This window comes from Algorimicrobium algoritergicola (assembly GCF_008086165.1).
In the GTDB taxonomy this organism is placed as follows: domain Bacteria; phylum Bacteroidota; class Bacteroidia; order Flavobacteriales; family Flavobacteriaceae; genus Algorimicrobium; species Algorimicrobium algoritergicola.
In genome coordinates this window covers 106410-129298 of the sequence record NZ_VSKL01000002.1, presented here as the reverse complement: position 1 = coordinate 129298, position 22889 = coordinate 106410, and the positions used below count along the sequence as shown (strand labels likewise).

Sequence of the window (22889 nt, the reverse complement as noted above, 5' to 3'; positions counted from 1 at the left end):
AACGCAAAACAATTATTATACAAGGTTTTTAAAGCCTTGAAACTATTAAAATAAAAAAAATGAAAAAAACATATATAATCCTAACATTTTATGTATCGCTTTTATTGGCGAGTTGTGGTAGTGAAGACCAAAAGGCGGTTGCAGATAACACGCCGGCAATTGCTGTAAAAACAAGTCAAGTTGAAGCCAACAGCAACAGCCCTTTTTTATCTGTAAGCGGAAAAATTCAGGCAACTAATAGTGCCGAATTAAGCACCAGAATGATGGGCTATGTAAACAAGGTTTACGTAAATGTTGGCGATAAAGTTAGTAAAGGGCAATTATTAGTATCTATTAACAATGCTGATTTACAAGCAAAAAAAGCGCAAGTAAACGCTGGGATTTCCGAGGCTACTGCTGCTTTTAATAATGCAAAAAAAGATTATAATAGATTCAAAAGTTTACTTGATGATAACAGTGCTTCTCAAAAAGAAATGGATGATGTAACTGCCAATTATGAAATGGTAAAAGCACGATTAGAATCTGCAAACCAAATGAAAAATGAAATTAGCGCACAATTTGCTTATAGTAATATTACAGCACCCTTTAGCGGAACTGTAACGAACAAAAACATAGAGGCAGGAAATATGGCTAATCCAGGCGTACCGTTAATAAGTATTGAAACACCAGGAAATTTTGAAGTAATGGCTATGGTTCCAGAAACAGAAATTTCTGAAATAAAAAATGGATCTTCAGTTGATGTATTAGTCAAGTCTATCAACCAAACATTAAAAGGAAAAGTTATTGAAGTAAGTACGTCTGCCAAAAACACGGGCGGACAGTATTTAGTAAAAATAGATTTAGAGAAAACAGACGTAAATATTTTGTCAGGTATGTTTACAACCGTTCAATTCCCAGTGGAAAGAAAAGCTGCTATATCAATGGTTTTAATTCCCAAAGAAGCATTAGTTACTAATGGACAATTATCGGGTGTATATACTGTAAGTCAAAGCAATACAGCAATTTTACGTTGGTTACGATTAGGCAGAACTTATGGTGAGCAAGTAGAAGTATTATCAGGTTTAAATTCAGAAGAAGCATACATTGTTTCAGCTGAAGGAAAGCTTTATAATGGCGCCAAAATAAGTGTTCAGTAATCAGATCCAGTTTTCAGTATCCTACAAGGGTTTAAAACTTTGTAAGTATAATTGAGAAAATTAAAATAATAATTAAGAATTTTTTTCGCGTTAGGGATAGAAGTGAAAATCCTTTTTTTGCTGCCATATATGGCAAAAAAAGATTGTAACGGATAGCCTGTTAAAACGCCCAAATACATATAAAATAATGAAACGCGCATTATCCACTTCAGGTTATATACTGAAATTTTAGTTGCGAGTTCCATTTGTCAACTTATTAAAATATTAAATTCAAATGAAAGAAGGTATCGCAGGAAAAATTGCCAAAGTCTTTATGCAATCTAAATTAACAGTATTGTTAATGATTGTGTTTATGGTTGTTGGTGTGTACGCATCGTTTTTAATTCCGCGTGAGGAAGAGCCGCAAATTGATGTGCCAATGGCCGATATTTTTGTAGGTTATCCAGGCGCAAGTCCTACGGAAGTAGAGTCGCGAGTCATTAAGCCATTAGAGCAATTAATTTCGAATATTAAAGGTGTGGAATATGTGTATTCTACATCTATGAAAGAGCAAGGAATGGTTATCGTACAGTTTTATGTTGGCGAAGACATTGAGCGTTCCTTTGTAAAACTATACAACGAAATTAATAAGCACATGGATCAAATGCCAGCAGGTGTTACCTTTCCATTGGTAAAAACGCGTGCTATTGATGATGTTCCCATGTTAGGCTTAACCTTATGGAGTGAAAATTATGACGATTTCCAATTAAGCCAAATGGCTCAAGAGTTGGAAGCCGAAATTAAAAAAGTAAACGACGTAGCTATTACACACAAAATTGGAGGGCGAGATCGTCAATTACGTGTGGTTTTAGATAAAGACAAATTAGCTGCAAGCGGATTAGATTTCTTGATGGTTTCTGAAATGATTAAAGCCAATAACAGCCAATTAAGCGCTGGAAGTTTTGATAAGAATGATACCGAATTTTTAATAAATACAGGTAAGTTTTTAGAAACGGTAACCGATGTTGAAAATTTGGTGGTTGGTGTGCAACAGGATCAACCCATATATTTAAAGCAAGTCGCTACAATTATTGACGGACCAGAAGTGCCACAAAATTATGTGAGTTTAGGTTTTGGAAAAGGAAGCGTAAAATCGGCTGATTATAAATCGGAATATCCAGCGGTTACCATTTCTGTTGCCAAACGAAAAGGCGCAGATGCCATGAAAATTGCGGAAGTTATTATTGAGAAGGTTGACCATTTACGCACCACTTTAATTCCAGATGATGTTCATGTTGAAATTACTAGAAACTACGGAGAAACAGCATCGCATAAAGTATCGGAATTACTATTACACCTTATAGGTTCTATCATTGCGGTTACAATTGTAGTTATGTTAGCCATGGGGTGGCGAGGCGGATTGGTCGTGTTTTTATCAGTACCAATTACGTTTGCGTTAACGTTGTTGAGTTATTATTTGATGGATTACACGCTAAACCGAATTACATTATTCGCTTTAGTATTTGTTACCGGTATCGTTGTTGATGACTCCATTATTATAGCCGAAAATATGCATAGGCATTTCAAAATGAAACGCTTGCCGTTTAAGCAAGCAGCTTTATATGCCATTAATGAAGTAGGAAATCCAACAATCTTAGCAACATTTACGGTAATTGCATCCGTTTTACCAATGGCTTTTGTTTCGGGATTAATGGGTCCATATATGGCACCAATGCCGATAGGTGCTTCCATTGCCATGATTTTATCCTTATTTGTAGCTTTAACCATTACACCATATTTAGGTTTAATTTTCTTGAGAGAAAAAGACAAGAAAGGTAAAGTGCCAAAAGTAGAAAAGCCATTAGAAGAAACATTTATTTATAAAATTTATAACAAATTTGAAAGACCCCTTTTAGAAAGTAAAGCTAAACGTTACTTATTTTTAGGAGGAACATTTGCGCTCTTAATGGGAACTATGGTGTTGTTTTTCACCAATTCGGTGGCTGTAAAAATGTTACCTTTTGATAACAAAAATGAATTCCAAGTGGTAATTGACATGCCAGAAGGTACAACCTTAGAACGCACTGGAGTTGTAGCGCAAGAAATTTCACAATATTTATCTACGCGTCCAGAAGTGGTTAATTATCAGAATTATATTGGCACCTCTGCTCCTATTACATTTAACGGTTTGGTGCGTCATTACGATTTACGTGGTGGATCTAACATGGCAGATATTCAGGTTAATTTAATTGATAAAAGTGAACGATCAGCACAAAGTCACGATATCGCTAAATTATTACGTCCGGATATTCAAAAAATTGCAGCCAAGTATCATGCGAATGTAAAGTTGGTTGAAGTTCCACCTGGACCTCCTGTATTGTCAACCATTGTTGCAGAAGTTTACGGACCGGATTATAATGAACAAATTAAGATTGCCAATAGCATTCAAGATATATTAAGAAATACAGATGATGTAGTTGATATTGATTGGATGGTTGAAGACGACCAAATTGAATATCAATTCGACATCAATAAAGAAAAAGCCATGTTATATGGTGTTGCACCACAGCAAATTGCTTACACCATGAATATGGCTTTATCAAACCGAGCGATAACCAGTTTATATGATGAAGATGCTGTAAGTCAAATAGGTTTGATTTTGGCTTTAGACGAAAAAGAGAAGTCTACAATTACTGATATTTCGCAACTAAAAGTTAAGTCGAAACAAGGTAATATGGTGCCAATTGCAGATTTGGTAACTATTACAGAAACGACCGCTGCAAAAAGCATATATCGTAAAAACCAGAAACGTGTGGTTTATGTATTAGCAGATATGGCTGGAGAACTGGAAAGTCCTGCATACGCCATTTTAGGAATGGAAGATAAATTAAAAGAGATTCCGTTACCTCAAGGCTATGAGTTAAACGAATTGTATTTAGGTCAGCCAGATTTTGAAGATAATTACACCGTGAAATGGGATGGTGAATGGCAAATTACATTAGAGGTATTTAGAGATTTAGGAATTGCCTTTTTAGGTGCAATCATCTTAATTTACATTCTAATTGTAGGTTGGTTCCAAAACTTTAAAGCACCAATTGTTATGATGGTTGCAATTCCATTGTCGTTAATCGGGGTTATTTTAGGACACTGGATTATGGGAGCTTTCTTTACAGCAACGTCATTTATAGGCATGATTGCTTTAGCAGGAATCATGGTTAGAAACTCGGTATTACTAATTGACTTTATCAACTTAAGAACAGCGGAAGGTGTACCACTTAAACAAGCAGCAATTGAAGCTGGTGCCGTTAGAACTACACCTATTCTGTTAACAGCAGGAACGGTTGTTATTGGTGCTTTTGTTATTTTGTTTGATCCAATTTTTCAAGGGTTAGCCATCTCATTAATGGGAGGAACTATTGTTTCAACAGTATTAACATTATTGGTAGTACCATTGGTTTACTATATGATAGAAAAGAAGAATTATAAATAATCATTCTTCCCGCAGATTTGCTTCGCCAGTTCGCTGTCGCTCGGGTCGCAGATAAACGCAAATTGTATTTTTATTTTCTGCGTTAATCAGCGAAATCTGTGGGAAACAAAAAATAGAAATAATGAAATTAGTCATAGTTACAGCAGTCGAAGAATTTCAAACAGCTATTTTGAAACTATTCAAAAATGCAAATATTGAAAACTTTAGTAGTTCAGATATTGATGGTTATAAAAATGGCTCATCCGTTTTAATGGCTTCTAGTTGGTTTCCAAGTCAAAAATTCGGGAATGAATCACGGTTGTTTTTCTCGTTCACAAAAGATGAAAGTATTGATGCGCTCTTCAAATTAATACAGGAGTTTAATTCAAATGTAGAAACTAATAACGCTGTTAGAGCCGTTGTAGTTCCTATCGAAAAATTTATATAAAGTAACAGTTTAATCTTAAAAATCAATTACAATGTTAAATACATATTTTAGAATTATTGTTGGTACCATGGTATTATTAAGCGTTGTGCTTACCGCTTATGTAGACCCAAATTGGATGTGGTTTACAGTGTTTATAGGCGTTAATTTAATTCAGTCTGCCTTTACAAAATGGTGTTTATTAGAAACTATTCTACAAAAATTAGGTCTTAAAAAAGATGGTTCTTCTGGATGTTCTATTCCAAATACTAGCAAAAAATAACGTAATCTAATACATTATATAAAAAACCGCAACGACCTTAATTTAAGGTTGCTGCGGTTTTTTTTATATAAATACACTTACTAAATAATCCTTTTATAAAAACGTTTATACTAGTCTTTTAAATGAGATCGTCATCTCCTTTGCCTGGTGCATAACGCAGAATAATATACCCTATAATAGCAGAAATTAAAGAGCCAACTAAAATTCCAATTTTAGCGGAATCTATATATTCAGGATGCGAACTAAATGCTAAACTAGCAATAAAAATAGCCATGGTAAAACCAATACCGGCTAAAAAGGCCACACCTATTATTTGATAAAAACTAATGTTTGATGGGATTGTAACAAGCTTTGTTTTCTCTGCAAGAAATACCACTAATGGTATTCCAATAGCTTTACCAAGTACTAAAGCGAGTATGATATTCGTGGTTAATGCCAGATCTAATTCCACATCGCTGCTTAACATGACACCGGCATTAGCCAAAGCAAAAACAGGTATAATAAAATAGGCCACCCAACCGTGCAAACTATGTTCTAAATGCTGCAAAGGCGATTGAAACTTACTCGTCCATTCTTCTAATTCATCAATATGACCGATTTGTTCATTAGATAAAATTGGTTGTTTAAGAACACTGGACCTTTTAATTTTGTTATATATATCTTCTAAATTCTTCAAGAAAGTTTCGGTGTAAACACCCTGTCTGACAGGAACTGAAAAAGCCAATAGAATTCCCGCAACTGTTGGATGAACTCCTGATTTCAAGAATAAAAACCATACGACAATACCAATGGCAAATAAAAAGAACTTAGAATATAATCCTTTGTACGATGAAAAGTATAGAACAGCTAATAAGGCAGCAGCTACCAATAAGAGAGTTGTATTTATAGTTCCACTATAAAATATAGCAATAACTAATACAGCTCCTATATCATCAACAATGGCAAAGGCTGTTAAAAATATTTTCAAACTCAAAGGCACACGCTTTCCTAATACATTTAACACAGCTAATGAAAAAGCTATATCAGTCGCCATAGGAACTCCCCAACCTTTTAAGGTGTCTGGATTTTGATTTAAAAGAATGAAAAAGGTTACGGGAACAATCATTCCTCCTAATGCACCAAATAACGGAAAGGCTATTTTTTTCATGGTGTTTAGTTCACCAATCAACAATTCTCTTTTAATTTCAAGTCCAATTAGAAAGAAAAATATAGCCATCAGACCATCATTAATCCATAGAATTAATGGTTTCTTAAATTCAAAACTTTCCGTAACTATTCCTAAATCATATTGCCATAATTCTTGATAGGTTGCTCCATAAGGCGAATTAGCCCAAACCAAGGCGATTATAGTAGCAAGAAGCAGTAAAATACCACTAAAACTTTCTATTTGAACAAATTTTTGAAATGGTGTCAGAAGTACCCGTTTTATCATATATATAGAAATATTTGAATACCAAAGATAAGTGATTGTGATTTTTGTTTAAAGAAAAACCGCTTATTTTAATATAAATTTATAACAAGCTATAAAAATCAGTGTGTAAATTCTAATAAATGCCCTACTTCTTAATGCTTAGAGAATGAAACTAAAGTTTATTACGAATTTAGAATAAGCACTAATTAAGCTATGGAAATAAACACCCAAAGTATAATTCCACCTGCATAAGGTTTAAATCCAGTTTTCTTGATTTCAAATATTAATAAAGTAGTCCTTATCAAAAAAAGGCTACCATTAATAACCTTTTTAATAATGTAGTAATACTGATTAATTGTTAAAAAAATGAAATTTCATTCACTTAGTTATCTTTAAAAGCCATCATTAAAAATGGTACTTGCATGTTATAGGCAATTTGCTCGGTTTTATGGTTTAAAAATAGATGTTCTAAAAAACTATGCTGTTTACGCATCATGGTAAACAATTCAATATCGTTTTCTTTTATATAATCCAAAACTGTTCTTAAATAAGTTGTTTCGGATTTCAATACAAATTGATGATTTATATTTTTAAAAAAAACTTCTAATTCTTGCTGCACCACGTGTTGTTTTGAATCGATTTTTTTTGCTTCGGAAATATGAAGGATATCTACTTTGTAATCGTAATGTTCGGCTAAATCTATTAAAACACTTAAATCTTTTAATTTATAAGCTGATTGATATTTGGTAGTAAACAGGACATTTTTAATTTGTTTTATTGGGCAATTTATAGGAATAGCCAAAACAGAGATATGACAGCGCTGAAAAACGCGCAATGTATTACTTCCAAAAATAATTTTCTCCAAATTGGTAGCACCTTTGGTTCCCATAATAATCAATTCTATATCGTGCAATGCTACAGTTTGATTAATGGAGCCTATTAAATTATCATAATCAACAACAGGTTCAAAAGTATGCAACAGGTTGTTGTGCTTATTTTTAAAAGTCTCTATAAGTGACTCTAATTTTACTTTAGCATCTGAAATTAGCTCACTGTACAAAGATTCAGTGGGCTTGCTCTGCATGAGATCATCCGAAATAAATGTAGACGATTTTACCACATGTAAAACATGAAATTCGCATTCTGCATAGGTAAATAATTCCAACGCATAATTTATAGCGTGAATGGAGTTGTCGGAAAAATCAGTTGTCAATAATATATGTCTCATTTTAGTCATCAGTTTTATAAACTACAAGATACTATTTGAAACGCATAATTAAAATGACAATTATCATTTTCTCTTCAACTTAAATTATTTTAGAGAACAATGCTTTCTAACGAAGCAAAGATTGCGCACAAGAACAATTACTTATTCCTTGGAAGAAGTCAAAACCTATGGTTATCATGTGCGTTCCGGAATTATATCCGGCCAAATCGTTTATCGTTATTTGATACGCATAAGCAAAGTAAAACCCAGATTTTTTCAGTCCAGCCATAGGACCTAAATTTAATGGATTAAAAAATTGGTCGTTAAGAAAACGGTATGAAATACCTCCCCAATAATAGTCATCACGCTTATCTAGCTTTCTAATTTTTATGTTAACATCTGTACTTGAGCGATCATCACCAGCAAAGTATTGAAAAAATGTTGAAGGTTCAATTTCTAATGATTTGTTATTTTTATTTTGAATAACCAATCCTGAATAAACCTGATAATTTAAAAGTAAATCCGGTTCAATACCTAAAAAGTTGTCAATATCTTTCGGTAAAATATTATTCACGTTTAAACTGAAGTAAAATCCTTTGTTTCTATATAAAACACCAACATCGAAATTATTATTTGAAATAGCTCTGTCGTCTGTTACTCGCGGATCAATTATTGGCGATTCGGAGTTGGTTTCAAAATCTTCAATTCTAATTCTAAAACTATTTAAGTTATAAGTAAGTCCGAAGGATAAAAATTGATCTGAATAATAATCTAAAATAAGGTGATGAGCAAATGACGCTTTAAATCCTTTCTGTTCAGTAAGGCCATTTCTATCATTATACAAAGAAACTCCAACACCAGAACGGTTGGCTATTCTAAAATCGGCATAGACAGATTGATTGTCTGGTGCGCCTTTTATGCCAACCCATTGCGTTAATCCATTAGCTCTGATTCTTAAGTTATCACCAATTCCGGCATACGTAGGAGAAATCACAAAAGGATTATCTGCCAAATATTGCGTAAACACGGGTAAATTTAATTCCTGGCTATATCCTTGAGCTATGACTAAGAAAAGAGAATATATAATTAGTTTTTTCATTTTGATTCGTATTAAAATTTATAACCTCTTTTAGTTTATCTGTAAAGTGTAAAATGACCAACAAAATCTCTATCATCATTTTCATCATTCAGTCTTACAACATACCAGTAATCTCCAGTAGGAAGTTCTTTACCATTGTATTTACCATCCCATTTTTGGCCTATTCTCAATGTGGCAATTTTACGACCATAGCGATCAAAAATATCAAAATCAAGGTTCGGATAATGGATTGAACATCCAGGTCCCCAACCATCCATAACACCATCACCATTTGGTGTGAAGTAATTTGGAATACAAACATCTATATATTCAAAATATCTAGTTGCTATGGCTACACAGCCACTACTATCCGTAACAGTTACTGTGTATGTTCCAGATTCTGAAATATAAAATACGTTTGTACCACCATAGTCTACGCCATTTAATGTGTAAACGTAATCTCCTGAACCTCCAGTTGCTGTTGCAATAATTTCATTAATAACACCATCAGTTAAAACCAGTGTTAAGGGATCAAACGCAGTGATATCAAAAAGTTCTGTTCTTTGAATACAGCTATTGGTATGTTGTACATCTATATAATGCCCAATTCCTGGTGGCACATCGATAAATACATTACTAGCTTGAAATGGTCCACCATTTAATGAGAAGTCTACATCGGCTAAATCCGTTATGCTTTCATCTACTATAACGGTAACAATGTTACCAGAAGCATTATTTACACATGCATATTCAATTTCAACTATAGGATTGATTTTAGCAGATTCAGGGAAAGGTATCAACATTTCCGAATCGCAACCAGAGCTATCACGCACATAAACCGTATGGTCGCCACCAGCTAATCCTGTAAAATCAAATACCGTTTGACCACTAGTTCCTGTCGTATAAGGACCATTATAATTATCAAGGCTTACTGAATAAGGCGGTGTTCCTCCCGTAATTTCAATACTAAACTCACCATTTAAATCACCATCGCAAATTTCTTCAATGATGGTTAAAGAATCGAACGTTATAAATACAGGAGCTGGTTCAACTATTGTGAAATTAAGCGTTAAGTAACATCCTAATTCATCTTGTACAATAACATCATACGTTCCTGGTTCTAAATCTTCAAAAACACCACTATCAAAAAACTGATTTAATTGCGGAGAAATGGCGTATTTAATGATTCCTGTTCCGCCTGAAGCATTTATAACAACTGACCCATCATTTGCACCAAAACACGAAACATCAGTCACTGTAAATGGGGCTATTAAAGGTGCAGTTGGTTCTGTGATATTTATTGGATCGGAAGCTGTTAAACAGTCACCACTAACCACTTGAACGATATACGCTCCAGCAGGAAGTTCCGTAAACACACCTGGACTGGTTTGAGTCGCCGTAATCGTATTTCCTAATGAATCTAGTAATGTATATACATAATTTCCTAATCCACCTTCAGCAGTAGCTACAATAACACCAGTTGCATCTCCAGCACAATTAATAACAGCATTGGTTAATGATAAATTAAGTGTTAAGTCTGGTAAGGGATCAATTGTTATTTCATTAGAAACAATAGCAATACAACCATTAGCATCTTGCACATAGTACTCATAAATTCCAACTGGAACTGTGAATGTTGTTGATGATGCAAAAGCTCCTAAAACCGGTGTAAAAGAACTATTAGCACTATAGGTATAAGATCCAGTTCCACCAGTAGCACTTAAAGTAAGTGTTGCTTCAGTTAAACACGTTTGTGACGTTGTTTTCACCAAGCTAGCTTGTATTGGTGTTGGCTGTGTAATAGTAATATTTGGCGATGTAAAACTACAACCGTAGCCATCTGTTATAACAACTTGATATGTTCCAACCCCTAATCCTCCAAATACTGGAGACGTTTGTGGTCCTGAAGAACTAATAGTAGGTGAAAGCATATTCAATGTGTATGAATAATTACTTCCTTGTCCACCTGTTGTAGTAGTTACTGTAATTGTAGCATTGGCATCATCAAAACATGATAATAATGTTGCACTTGGTATAACCGTTGCATCAATTGGTGTAGGAACATCCAACGTTACCGTATCTGAAGCAATACATCCGCCAGCATCCATAACATTTACTGTGTACGTACCTGCTGATAAATTCTCAAACGTATTGTTTGAAGAATAAGCAACCGTTGCCGCACCAGTTAATTCATATTGATATGTTCCCCAACCACCTGTTGCTGTGGCTGTAATGGTTCCGATATCATTTGTACACGTGACGTTAGATGTTTCTAAAGCAACTACTGTTAATGGTTCCGTTGGTGATGTAACAGTTACCACATTGGTAGTAGTTGCACAAAACGGACTTGCCGTTTCGGTAACCTCAACCGTATAATTACCAGCTAATAAACCGGTTATTGCCTGCGGGTTTGTAGTCGTGTTTGAAGCAATTGGTCCTAATACAGAAGTTCCTGAATTATCAAAAACTTCATAAGTATATGTTCCCGTGTAACCCGTTACATTAATTTCAATAGCTCCATTATTATCTCCAAAACAAGTAACGGCTGAAATGGCAGTAGCTGTAGCATCAACCGTATCGAATGGTGAAACGGTATAAGCTGCTGTAGCTATAGTACATCCAGTATCTAAATCGGTTACTAGGAAATAATAATCTCCTGGCAATGTAATATTAAAGATGTTTGAAGCCTGAGGCGTTCCATCTGGCAACATCTGATATTCGAAATTTCCAGAGCCTCCAGTTACCGTAATGGCTATAGAACCGGTGTTGTTACAATCAATTGGTGCTGCTTCAGCAACTGTTGCTGCTGTTAATGTTGGCAATGGTAATATAGTAACTGTATTTGTTGCAATACACCCATTCCCATCTTTTACATATATAGTTATTGTTTGCGTAATGCCTGTATCGATAATATCAAACACATTAGATGTGAAATAATTTACACCATCAATACTATACGTATAAGAAAGCGTTCCTCCTACTTCTGTAATTGTTAAAACAGAGGTGTTTACAGAACCATCAGCTGCACACGCAAAATCGGTTGCAGTTCCAGAAACTGTTAGTAACGTTGGTTCATCAATAATGACATCGGCAGTTGTAAAACAACCTCTACCAGAATTTACTTGAATTGTATACGTTCCAGCTGTCAATCCTGTAAAAACATTCGAGTTTTGAGGTGCCACAACTATTGGGGCAGTAATTTCATAGGTATAAATTGGGTTATCATTTCCTGCATCTAAAAGAACCGTAATAACGCCTTCGTTACTACCATTACAACTTACATCTGTAACTGTGGTCGTGAAACTAACTGGCGTTGCAGCATCTAAAGTAATGCTCGCATCTTCTGTACAACCTGTGGTTGCATCTGTAATGGTTACTGTATAAGTTCCTGAAGGTACACCAGAGAATACATTTCCAGCTAAACTAATTGTTGCTGGGCTTGGGTTAATACTATAGGTGTACGTTCCTGTTCCACCTTGCGCTGTTACGGTAATTTCACCATCATCATCTGAACACGTTGTAATTCCGGTTACTGCAGGAGAAATCCCTAAAGGTGTTTCAATATTAACAGTCACTGTATTTCCACAACCATTGATATCTCTAACTTGAATAGTATGACTTCCAGCGTTTAAATTCTGGATTGTAAATGGCACTGTTTGCGATTGAAATGCGCCGCCATCCACACTAAATGTATAAGGTGGCATGCCAGCTGTTGTTAAGATAACATCTATTTCAAAAGTACCTTCGGCTGTATTACATTGGTTATTTACAGACGCTGAAACAACTGGTGCAGGATCCATAGGTAATACTAAAACAGGTGTCGTTTTAATACATCCATAAGCATCCATAGCATGAACATAATAACTATTAGCATCCATATTAAACGTGCTAGTTGAAGCCCATGATGGATCTGTTGCTAGAGGTGCGGTTGCCGTTGTTGTAATTTGATACATATATGGCGGCGTTCCGTCCGTGGCAATAGCACTTATAACTCCAGAATTAAGATTACAATTTGCATTCTGATCAACCGTTGCTGTTACACTTAATTCAAAAGCAGATTCCGTAATATTAAAAGGTACTGTAACCACGCTACAACCTGTATTTGGTCCAGAGGTTTCACTTATTAAAACAAAGTAATTTCCAAAAGGTAAAGACCCTAAATTAGTAACCGGTAAAGAACCATTTCCTGGCACTGTTCCTGTTCCACTAATTCCTGTTGTTGCCAATGATAACGAATCGAAAATTTCATAAGTAACATTGGTAGCAGCACCATAGGTACTGTTAATTGTAAATGACACATTACCATCTGCACTACCCGTACAAGTAATATTATTTGCAGTAACTGCCGTAGCCGTTAAAGTTGAATTTGTTGGAATTGGACTTGTAGCTGTTTCATAATAACTACAACCAGTTGATGAGTCATATACAATAAAGGTATATGTTACGCCTGACAATAAATTGTCAAACGTAGCAGAACCTGGAGTCAATTCTGGGATCCATGATCCACCTGGTGCTGTACCTGTTGCTGGATAAAGACTAAAGAAGAAAGGTCCAGGACTAATTAAAGTCGTACCAATGGTAACAACGGCTTCACCTCCTAAAAGACAATCGGCTGTTGCCGTAATATTAATATCTAAATCGTCTGGTGGTGATGCCACAAGAACATCTTGAATTAACACCGAACAACCGTTAGCATCAACCACATTAATTTGATACAGTCCAAAATCAACCACATCAAAACTTATAGATGTTGTTCCCGCATTGTTAAGTTCCGAATTATTGTAACCATTAGTTCCCGTTACAAAATAATTATATGGCGGTGTACCGCCACTTACGCCGTCCACAATAACAGATCCTTGTGACACACCACTTGGGCTACACGTAATAGGAACTGCATAATGTATCACATTAATTGGCGTTGGTTCTGCAATAATTATTGTTTCCGTGTCTGTACAGGAATTGTTATCAGTTAAAGTAATGGTATAAGATCCTGCAGCAAGACCTGAAGTTTGTGTTCCATAATCAAACCCTGTTGTTGTATTATAAACATTAATTACAAATACAGGCTCGCCAACTGTTGTGTTAATTACAACATCAATTGCAGCGTTTTCATCACCATGACATAAAATAGGTTGTGTTTGCGTTACTGAAGCAATTTCAGGTAAAGTAAGCGTATCAATGGTGTTAACAGCTGAAAGTGCTGTACAGCCTTGCGCATCAGTTATTTGAAATTGGTACGTTCCATCAGTTGCGGTAGCATACGTAAATGGAGAACCTGTTGCGCCTAACGAAGTAAACGCACCTCCATTAATAGATACCTCGTAGGTAAATGGTGGATAACCTCCAGCAATAGTACCCGTAATAATGGCATCTGGCGCTGTTGTACAATCCAAGTCTTTAGTTACAATTGTACTTACGGTTAATTGAGCTGCAATAGTTTCAGCAGGCATTGTAAAAGTACATCCATACGCATCTCTTACTATAATAGTATATGTTCCTGGAACTAAATTATTAAACGTATTATTTGAAGTAAATGGCGCACCATTGATACTATATTGATAAGGTGGCTGACCACCAGATGCAGTCACCTCAAGGGTTGCTGCATTGATTGCATCATAACAATAGTCTGAAGTTACATTAATAGTAGCTGTTGGACTTGTTGGTACAAGTAAATCGAAAGTGGTTGTTACTGTACAACCTTGCGCATCCATTACAGTTGCTGTATACGTTCCTGTTTGTAATAGATTTGTAAAGGTATTACTCGCTTGCGCAGGAATTATAGTTCCATCTGGTAAGGTTAAACTATAGGAATTTCCGCCCCAACCTCCTGTTGCATTTATTACTACTTGTCCATTTCCATTACAGGTAATCGGGCTAATAGTTGTTGAAATACTTAAAGCTGTAGATGGACCATCTATAGTTAATGTTTCTGTAGCTTCACAATTAGTTGTCGTATCGGTTACAACAATTGTATACGTATCAGCAGATAAACCATTCAAAACTATAGGAGATGTTCCTGCTGTTGAAGCGCCTCCATTAATTGTATAGGTGAATGTTGTTGAACCAGATACCGTAAATTGAATAGATCCGTCTGAATCTCCAAAACATGTAACATTACTGATGTTTTGACCAACAACTGATAATGCTGGTAACGGATTAATAGTATATGATTCAATATAGGTACAATCATTTTCATCGCTAACTTGGAATGTATAGGTTCCAGGAGCTAAATCAGCAAATACATTGGACGTTTGGTAAGGTGTTGCCTCTGTTGCAGGTGCAATTATTTGATATTCTAAAACGCCAATACCACCCGTTGTTCCTGTAATCGTAATTGTTGACGTGTTTAACGGACAACTCAAAGCGGAATTATCAAACGTTAAATCTGTTGGAGGATTTAATGGATCAATAATAATACTACCTACAATAACCGCACATCCACTGCCATCTTGAACAGTAATAGTATATGTTCCATTTGATAAACCAGAAAACGTGTTTCCTGTTTGGAATGTAACACCATCTATACTATACGTATAAGGCAACGTTCCTCCTGAAACTCCTGAAACAGTAATTTCACCATTTGTCGTACAGGTATACGGCGTCGTTAAAGTAAGGGTTCCCGTTATAGGGTCGCTTTCAGTAATTGTTATCGTTTGAGGATCTGTAACACAAACATCCAGTCCGGATGTATATTGAACAACTACATTATAATCTCCTGCAGTTAGTGCTGTAAATACATTAGAACTCACAAATGTAACACCGCCATCAATACTATACATTAAACTGTTTCCGTTTGGATTGGTAACATTTACTGTAATGGAACCATTTTCGGAACCTTCACAAGCAATATTAGTTTGATCTACCGTAAATTCTGGTGCTAAAGTCGCTTCGACTGTTATAGAAGTTGTTGCTTCACAGTTATTAGAATCTATAACTGTAATATTATAAACACCTGGTGCTGTAACTACAATTTCAGGAACCGTTTGAAAAATTGTTGTACTATTTACAAAGTAAAAATAAGGTGGTGTTCCGCCATTGGCATACACTGTAATTTCACCATCTGTACAAGTTAAAGGGCTTGTAAGTGCTGAAGTAGCTGTCAATAATGGTGGTTCAATTATTTCAACATCTTCGGTATGCGTACATCCATCTTCAGTTTCAACTAAAGTTGTATAGGTTCCAGGATTTAAGTTTGAAAATGTGTAATTATTCTCTGTGATTGGTCCGACACTATTTACAAGTGTTGCACCATCATAGATAGAGAAGAAATATTGTGGACGCACATCATTGGCTGCCAACGTAATACTTCCTTTATCACCATAACAAAGTGGTTGTGCTACCGTTAAAGAAACGGTGAAATCGCGCGCTCTAATTTGAACATCTGGTACTGTAAAAACACACGGATTTGTTGATGCGCCTAACTGTCGGATGAAAATTGTATAAGTTCCTGCAACGCTAATTGGGAAAACATTACTTGCTTGGTACGTAACGCCATCAATGCTATATTCGTAACCATTTGGCACACCTCCAACAGTAATCTGTCCAGGAGTTGTACAGATAATATCATTACTAGTTACGGTTGGGTTTAAAACATTTTGATAAACATTAAAATAAAATTGATTGAAACAACCACCTTCATAATTTATCGTTAATCTAAATTGTCCAGAAGTATTCGCATTAAAGTTTGAACCAGTTCCTACTTGATTCCAAGTACAAGATCCATCTTCATTTGCACAATCTGCATTGACAACAGGCGTACAACTCCCTTCATCTAATTGTTCCCATATAATTGATGATGCATCTGTAATTTGTGTTTCAATTAACGTAAAATCATTAGCTCCACATAAAAAGATATTTGGTAATAATTTTCCATCATTTGGACACGTAACAACTTCATCGGCAAACGGAATAACTGGGTTTGTTAGTGTTGTACCTCCATAATTAGTGACTACAAAAGTTTGGGTTATAGATTGACAAGGTGCAATTGCTGTATTATATACATAATAAGTTCCTGTAGCATTAACGGTAATGGATTGTGTAGTTCCTATAACAGGTGTTCCTGTTGGACTTGTTGACCATGAATAAGAATCATAACCGTTACCCGCTGTTAATTCAACCGTATCGCCACAAAGAATGACGTTTTCAACGAATGCACAATCTAAATCCGCTAAAAAGTTAGTTGCTTGCGGTATAATTAAACAGCCTGTATTGGTATTTAAACTAGGATCGTCTGAAATGATAAAATTTGGATTTTCAATACCACCATAGGTTGCAAAAGCTTGATTGTTTACTATGTTTGAGCAGGCATCTGCTAAACTATCGCAACTTTCTACGACTTGTACATGGATTCGAATTTCAGTAACAGGATCGCCTTGTTCTACAATAGAATTATCGACGTTAAAAATAAGTTCTCTTGTAGCAGGATTATAACTTTGAACAGTTACGCCAGGAGGTAAAATACCCAAGTCGGCTGGGTAATTAAAAATAATATTTATAGGAAGTACGTCTCTAATCGTTAAGTTATTGGCATCATCATTTCCTGTATTATTAAAACCAATCACATAATTTAATGATGTACCTAAACCTACTGTTTGACCACCAATATCGACTCCAAAATCATCTTCTACTATTTTGGTTAACACGATTCTTGGTTCAATAATTTCGACAGCAAAAGCACAGAAGTAAGCAAAATATTGATCTTGATTACTTTCCAACCTAATTGTTGCTGATGTATCTCCATTTCCAATTACGGTATTTCCTGGATTAGGAATTACCATAATACCCGTATCAAAACCTAAAGTGTTTGCACTGTTAGGAACTCTGTTGTTAACAGGTAAGGCACTTAGTTGGGTAACGGTGGAATTAAAAAAGTTGTTTGCTGGTCTATCTACCGCAGACATCGTAACACCATTTAGTATCAATCTATCATTCTGAATAGGACTATCACCTTCTAGAGCAGCAAAAGCAAAGTTTGCCCTAACTGGAATAGGTGCCGGAACCGTGCGGAATCCTGAAACTGGAATGTTAACGTTAACAGAGCTATTTATAGAGCTAAAACCATCAAAACTAGTGATAGATTTCCCTGGTAATGTAGGATCTTCAAAAACAATAAAAAGTGACCATCCTGCTGATAAACCAGTTCCATTATAAGGATTAAAATTAGACGTCTCTCCTTGTAATGTTGACACGTTTCCTACGGTATAAGTCCCTAAATCGTTAGCTAAACCTGTAACAATTGAAGTAACATCTGCATAGCAGGAATATGGAAAACTACTTCCCGTTTCAACGCCATTGGCTTCATATATAACCGTTCCTACCACATCATTATAACCGCCAGTGGGTCCTTTAAACTTGACATTGGTTATTGGGTCGCTTCCATTCGTAACGGCTCCCCAATACAAACCTGCATGAACAATTCTATAACAGTTTGGGTTTGGAATTTCTAAATCGGCACTCGTAGAGTTAAAGGTTGATGCATCTCCATCAATATCAATATAGCGCATATCAACATTATGATTGTATACTGACGTGTTGTTGAATGGATTATTGCTTGGCCCTAAGATATTGTTTCCAATGAGACGAATATCGCCTTTTAAGTCACTGTTAAATCTTGGTGTGAAGGGCACAAAGTTTTGAGCTATTGTTTGGAAACTCATAAGAAGTATGGTTACAACAATGCTAATCTTAAAAAAAGTAGGTTTTTTCATGATATCTTAATTTATGTAATCATTCAATCTTTTTAAGGGGCATTAAAAAGAGCAAATGGGGTATTCTATGTTTAATCTTCTATCTTAACTACAGACATTTTTTGGTTATAGGGTTTATCTCCTTTCGTTTCTAGGGCTCTCATAGCCTCTTCTACATAATCAAATTTTTGATAGTAAATAAAATATTTACTGGAATTTACATCAAAAAAGAAATTAATATTTGATTGTCCAGCCGAAATAGCTTTTTCTAAAAAGGCATCTCTTTCGCTGACATTTTTATGCACGGCAACTATCATATAGTATCCATTATCAACGTTTTGAACACCTTTTAAAATTTGCACGTTACTACTCTGCTCCTCACCAGAATCAAAATCTTCAGCGGTAAAAGGAACCGTACTTATAGGCGTGCTGTTTTTAATTCTTTCTAGGGTAGCCATATCTTTATTATACCTATCCTTTTCATTATCGTAAAGCGCACGTTTAATTCGTCGTTTTCTTTCTATTTCTGTCGCTAATTTTATAGATTCTAATGTAGACACTAAACTAGCTCTTGTACGTTCTGCTTGTGCTTGATCAGCTTTTAAATCTCGAATTGTTTCTAAATAATATTTAGTGGTTTCATCATTCTTATTTGAACCTTTTTGAATTCGTTGAATGTATAGATTTTCTAAATTCTTAATGTCTTCGTTACGCTTATTTATAACAATATCTAAATCAGATTTTATAGCTTCCATAGCTCTGTTTTCCGCTGAAATACTCTTAAATGGTTTAGGTTCCATATAGATACCTTGCTCACTTAAATCATTTTCTTCTTTAAGATCTTTCAAGTCTTTATTTTTAGAAATAACAACTTCGTTTAATCGCACTAATAGTATTTCTTGTTCTTTTTCAGAATCTTTCGTGGATTCTGTAATAGTGTACATTGATTTAGCTAAATCATCTTTTTGCGTTATAGCAACATTCGTTTCTATTGCAAGTGTTTCGGCTGCTAATCTTGCTTCCTCTGCTACTTGATCTTGTGCGGTTGCTTCGGCTGCTAATCTGGCTTCCTCCACTGCTTGCGCTTGTGCGGTTGCTTCGGCTGCTAATCTTGCTTCCTCTGCTACTTGATCTTGTGCGGTTGTTTCGGCTGCTAATCTGGCGTCTTCCGCTGCTTGCGCCTGTGCTGTTGCTACGGCTGCCAATCTTGCTTCCTCTGCTGCTTGCGCTTGTGCAGTTGCTTCGGCTGCTAATCTAGCTTCCTCTGCTGCTTGCGCCTGTGCGGTTGCTTCGGCTGCTAATCTGGCTTCCTCTGCTACTTGAGCCTGTGCGATTGCTTCGGCTGCTAATCTGGCTTCCTCTGCTGCTTGCGCCTGTGCGGTTGCTTCGGCTGCTAATCTGGCTTCCTCTGCTGATTGCGCTTCCGCTGTTGCTTCGGCTGCCAATCTTGCTTCCTCTGCTGCTTGCGCCTGTGCTGTTGCTTCGGCTGCTAATCTAGCTTCCTCTGCTGTTGCTACAGCTGCTAATCTTGCTTCTTCATCTGCTTGAGCTTGTGCTGTTACTTCAGCTGCCAATCTATCCTCTTCTGCCGCTGCAGCTTCAGCCGTTAATCTTGCTTCTTCATCTGCTTGAGTTTGGTTTACACCTTCGTCTTGAGATTCGGCTAATGCTGTAGCCTTCGCTTCTCTTTCTATTCTAGCTTCTTCTTTTGCTTCTTCACGAGCAATCGCTTTAGCTTCTATAGCTAATCTTTTTTCTTCTAACTCCAAAACTTTTTGTTCAGCCAATTCTGCTTTGGCATCGGCATCCAATTTTGAGTTACTGCTCGATGAGGCAAGTGTACGTTTTTTCTGTTTTTTAATAAGTAGCGCTTGTTCTCTATCGTCACCACTATATTTAAATCGATTTCTAGTATTAAATTTATAAGCCAAGGTAAATTCATGAGATGAACCAAAGGTTGCTAAATCTCCCATAGCCTTTTCATAGTTATATTCTACAGAAATTTGTTCTGTCACATTCATTCCAATGCCTCCTGTTACGCCATATACTGTATTATAGCCAAGTTGCGCCCAAATACCTTTTGGAACCATTAACATGGCGACACCTGAAAAAATGGTTTGATCTGTTTTGAATTCAGATTTAACTAGTGCTGAAAATTTACTTTCATCAAAAAAACCACGACTATACATATATCCTGTGTACATAACATGTGCCTGAATACTTCGTTGTGGATCTTCTTTTAGTAGTTCGGAAGATTTTAAATTATATTGGACTAAATTATTTACAGACACACCAATATCGAAAAAAACCAATCCGTAGTTAATACCTGGACTGACGGTAAAAATTGAATTTTTAGAAATATTATCTAAAGAAGGATCTGGTTCGTTTAATACGACGCTTCCTTCATTAATACTGCTTGTATAGAATCCAAGATTCAATCCAAAAGTTAAATTACTATCTGTTTGAAGTTGGGCATTATAAGCCAAGTTAACAATCCCGCCAAATGTGGTTAAAACACCATGATTTTGTTGAAATAAGCCAACACCTACTCCCATGTTTTCACTATAACGTCCTGAATAGTTTATTAAATAGGTTACTGGTGCGTCTTCAAATTGAATCCACTCTCTTTTGTTCGTTATATTAATATACGTGTTTTGCTCTCTCACAAAACTAAAAGTTGGATTGGTTAAATATCTATTAAACTTTAAAGAACTTCTTACCGGAATAGCTAACGACACAACACCATCCTCCTGCGAGAAAGAAAGTTGTGTGGAACACAAGATTAAAGCTATTATTAGAAAAAATGTTCTCATTTATTTTATGATGGTTATAGAACCTTTTTTTGTTTTATTATCTGTTGTGGTAATCACATAGTAATAAACAGGATTTACACTATTAAAATTGATTTCGTTTTCTGGCCAATTATTTTGATAATCGGTTGTTTTAAGCGATACTTTTCCATAAGAATCCATGATAAGGACTTCAGTATTTGTTCCACTTACATATTCATTTGGAATAATCCATGTATCGTTAATACCATCAGCATTAGGACTTATAACATTTGGAATTTTTTCAACACTTGGGAAAGGGTCTATTGGTGCTTCAACTACAAACAAAAATTCATCTGAAACAAGGCAGCCTGTGGTTTGGTTAATAACGACTTGGTAATCTCCATATTCTGAAGCATCATAGGTGTTTCCATTTGCGCCAGGAATAAGTACGTTATTCAAAAACCATTGAAATTCTGGATTATTAGCTGAGGTTGTTACGTCTACATATAATGTATCACCAGAATCCAAGACGTTTACGTCGTCCACATTGATACTACTTGTAAAGCCTTCACTATCTAGATCAATAGATGCTGTTGTTGTACAACTTCCTAAATCAATACTTACAGAAAAAATTCCAGATAATGTCGTTTCGTAAGTTTGATTAGTTGCTCCAGAAATAACTTCGCCATTTAAAAACCACTGATAACTATTTCCTACTGTTGTTGTTAAAGTTGTTGCGCCACCACTTGGGCAAAATGGATTTCCTAGACTGGAAATAATGGCCATTGTTGAACCAGACGTAGATTCTGAAACTGCTACGCGATTAGAATATGAGTCTGAAGTACATGTACCGTAATTCGTTTCTACAAAATAAGTTCCAGGTGAATTAACGGTTAAAGTCTCGCCATCTTCCACAAAAACGGAAGTTGATGGACCTGTTGCTCTGTACCATTTATAGGTTAATGACGGGTAATTTAAAGGGGAATCGTTTATTCCAGTTCCTGGATTATCTATTGTTAAAATATAACTTCCGCCAGCACAATACGTTGCTACTGGAATTAAACTGTTAATTGAAAACGGTGTGTCTTGAATTTTATAATAGGCGGCAAATGTTGAAGATCCTGAACTTGTTGCTACTGGAGCCGTACTTTTAACGCGTAATCTATATGACTCACCAGATGTTGTAGTTGGTAAAGCAAAACTTAAAGTAGCTGGTGATGTTGTGATTGCTCCTGCTGTTGAAGTAGTAACCGTTGTGGCACTAGCAAAACTACCAGTTGCATCCGATAGCTCAATTATAAATTGATTTGTAGGATTTAATCCTGCTTCTGGAGAAAAACTAAAATTGACATTAAACGTATTAAAAGATTCCTTTGCACACGCTTGGGTAAATCCAATATTTGGAACACCAAAAGTTATCTGAGCCTTTATGCTCTGACTCATGG

The 22889-nt window shown here is 35.7% G+C and carries 10 protein-coding genes; 4 read left to right on the top strand and 6 right to left on the bottom strand.

The annotated features are described in order from the left end of the window. Positions 1-59: 59 nt before the first annotated feature. The 4 genes from ES675_RS06535 (at position 60) to ES675_RS06520 (ending at position 5291) form a co-directional block, all read left to right on the top strand. Positions 60-1136: an efflux RND transporter periplasmic adaptor subunit gene (locus ES675_RS06535; RefSeq protein WP_066249694.1), complete on the top strand. Its 1077-nt coding sequence runs from the start codon at positions 60-62 to the stop codon at positions 1134-1136. A gap of 274 nt (positions 1137-1410) precedes the next feature. Next, entirely contained in the window at positions 1411-4605 is a 3195-nt protein-coding gene (locus tag ES675_RS06530) for an efflux RND transporter permease subunit (RefSeq protein WP_066249689.1), read from the top strand. A gap of 121 nt (positions 4606-4726) precedes the next feature. Beyond that, on the top strand, positions 4727-5032 hold the full coding sequence (locus ES675_RS06525; protein ID WP_066249686.1) for a hypothetical protein: 306 nt from the start codon (positions 4727-4729) through the stop codon (positions 5030-5032). A gap of 31 nt (positions 5033-5063) precedes the next feature. Beyond that, a complete protein-coding gene (locus tag ES675_RS06520) occupies positions 5064-5291 on the top strand; it encodes a YgaP family membrane protein (RefSeq protein WP_066249680.1) in 228 nt (75 codons plus the stop codon). A 118-nt stretch (positions 5292-5409) separates the two neighbouring features. Here the strand turns inward: ES675_RS06520 and nhaA are convergent, their stop codons facing one another. From nhaA to ES675_RS06490, 6 genes are all read right to left on the bottom strand, one after another. Continuing rightward, positions 5410-6723 carry a Na+/H+ antiporter NhaA gene (nhaA, locus tag ES675_RS06515; protein WP_066249677.1) on the bottom strand — a complete coding sequence of 438 codons (1314 nt, stop codon included), beginning with the start codon at positions 6721-6723 and terminating at the stop codon, positions 5410-5412. Between the two features lie 361 nt (positions 6724-7084). Then, entirely contained in the window at positions 7085-7930 is an 846-nt protein-coding gene (locus ES675_RS06510; RefSeq protein WP_066249673.1) for a universal stress protein, read from the bottom strand. Between the two features lie 106 nt (positions 7931-8036). Continuing rightward, entirely contained in the window at positions 8037-9008 is a 972-nt protein-coding gene (locus ES675_RS06505; protein WP_066249671.1) for a PorP/SprF family type IX secretion system membrane protein, read from the bottom strand. 35 nt (positions 9009-9043) lie between these two features. Then, on the bottom strand, positions 9044-18694 hold the full coding sequence (locus ES675_RS06500) for a T9SS type B sorting domain-containing protein (RefSeq protein WP_066249668.1): 9651 nt from the start codon (positions 18692-18694) through the stop codon (positions 9044-9046). A 71-nt stretch (positions 18695-18765) separates the two neighbouring features. Then, the gene (locus ES675_RS06495) at positions 18766-21486 is read right to left on the bottom strand and encodes a PorP/SprF family type IX secretion system membrane protein (RefSeq protein WP_082985877.1); all 2721 of its coding nucleotides are present in this window, start codon (positions 21484-21486) and stop codon (positions 18766-18768) included. Continuing rightward, on the bottom strand, positions 21487-22887 hold the full coding sequence (locus ES675_RS06490) for a T9SS type B sorting domain-containing protein (RefSeq protein ID WP_231931264.1): 1401 nt from the start codon (positions 22885-22887) through the stop codon (positions 21487-21489). Positions 22888-22889 lie beyond the last annotated feature (2 nt).

What these genes read in the sequence shown, in the direction of transcription:
- ES675_RS06535 (WP_066249694.1), top strand. Translation starts at nt 60, where the DNA reads ATGAAAAAAACATATATAATCCTAACATTTTATGTATCGCTTTTATTG.
- ES675_RS06530 (WP_066249689.1), top strand. Translation starts at nt 1,411, where the DNA reads ATGAAAGAAGGTATCGCAGGAAAAATTGCCAAAGTCTTTATGCAATCT.
- ES675_RS06525 (WP_066249686.1), top strand. Translation starts at nt 4,727, where the DNA reads ATGAAATTAGTCATAGTTACAGCAGTCGAAGAATTTCAAACAGCTATT.
- ES675_RS06520 (WP_066249680.1), top strand. Translation starts at nt 5,064, where the DNA reads ATGTTAAATACATATTTTAGAATTATTGTTGGTACCATGGTATTATTA.
- nhaA (WP_066249677.1), bottom strand. Translation starts at nt 6,723, where the DNA reads ATGATAAAACGGGTACTTCTGACACCATTTCAAAAATTTGTTCAAATA.
- ES675_RS06510 (WP_066249673.1), bottom strand. Translation starts at nt 7,930, where the DNA reads ATGAGACATATATTATTGACAACTGATTTTTCCGACAACTCCATTCAC.
- ES675_RS06505 (WP_066249671.1), bottom strand. Translation starts at nt 9,008, where the DNA reads ATGAAAAAACTAATTATATATTCTCTTTTCTTAGTCATAGCTCAAGGA.
- ES675_RS06500 (WP_066249668.1), bottom strand. Translation starts at nt 18,694, where the DNA reads ATGAAAAAACCTACTTTTTTTAAGATTAGCATTGTTGTAACCATACTT.
- ES675_RS06495 (WP_082985877.1), bottom strand. Translation starts at nt 21,486, where the DNA reads ATGAGAACATTTTTTCTAATAATAGCTTTAATCTTGTGTTCCACACAA.
- ES675_RS06490 (WP_231931264.1), bottom strand. Translation starts at nt 22,887, where the DNA reads ATGAGTCAGAGCATAAAGGCTCAGATAACTTTTGGTGTTCCAAATATT.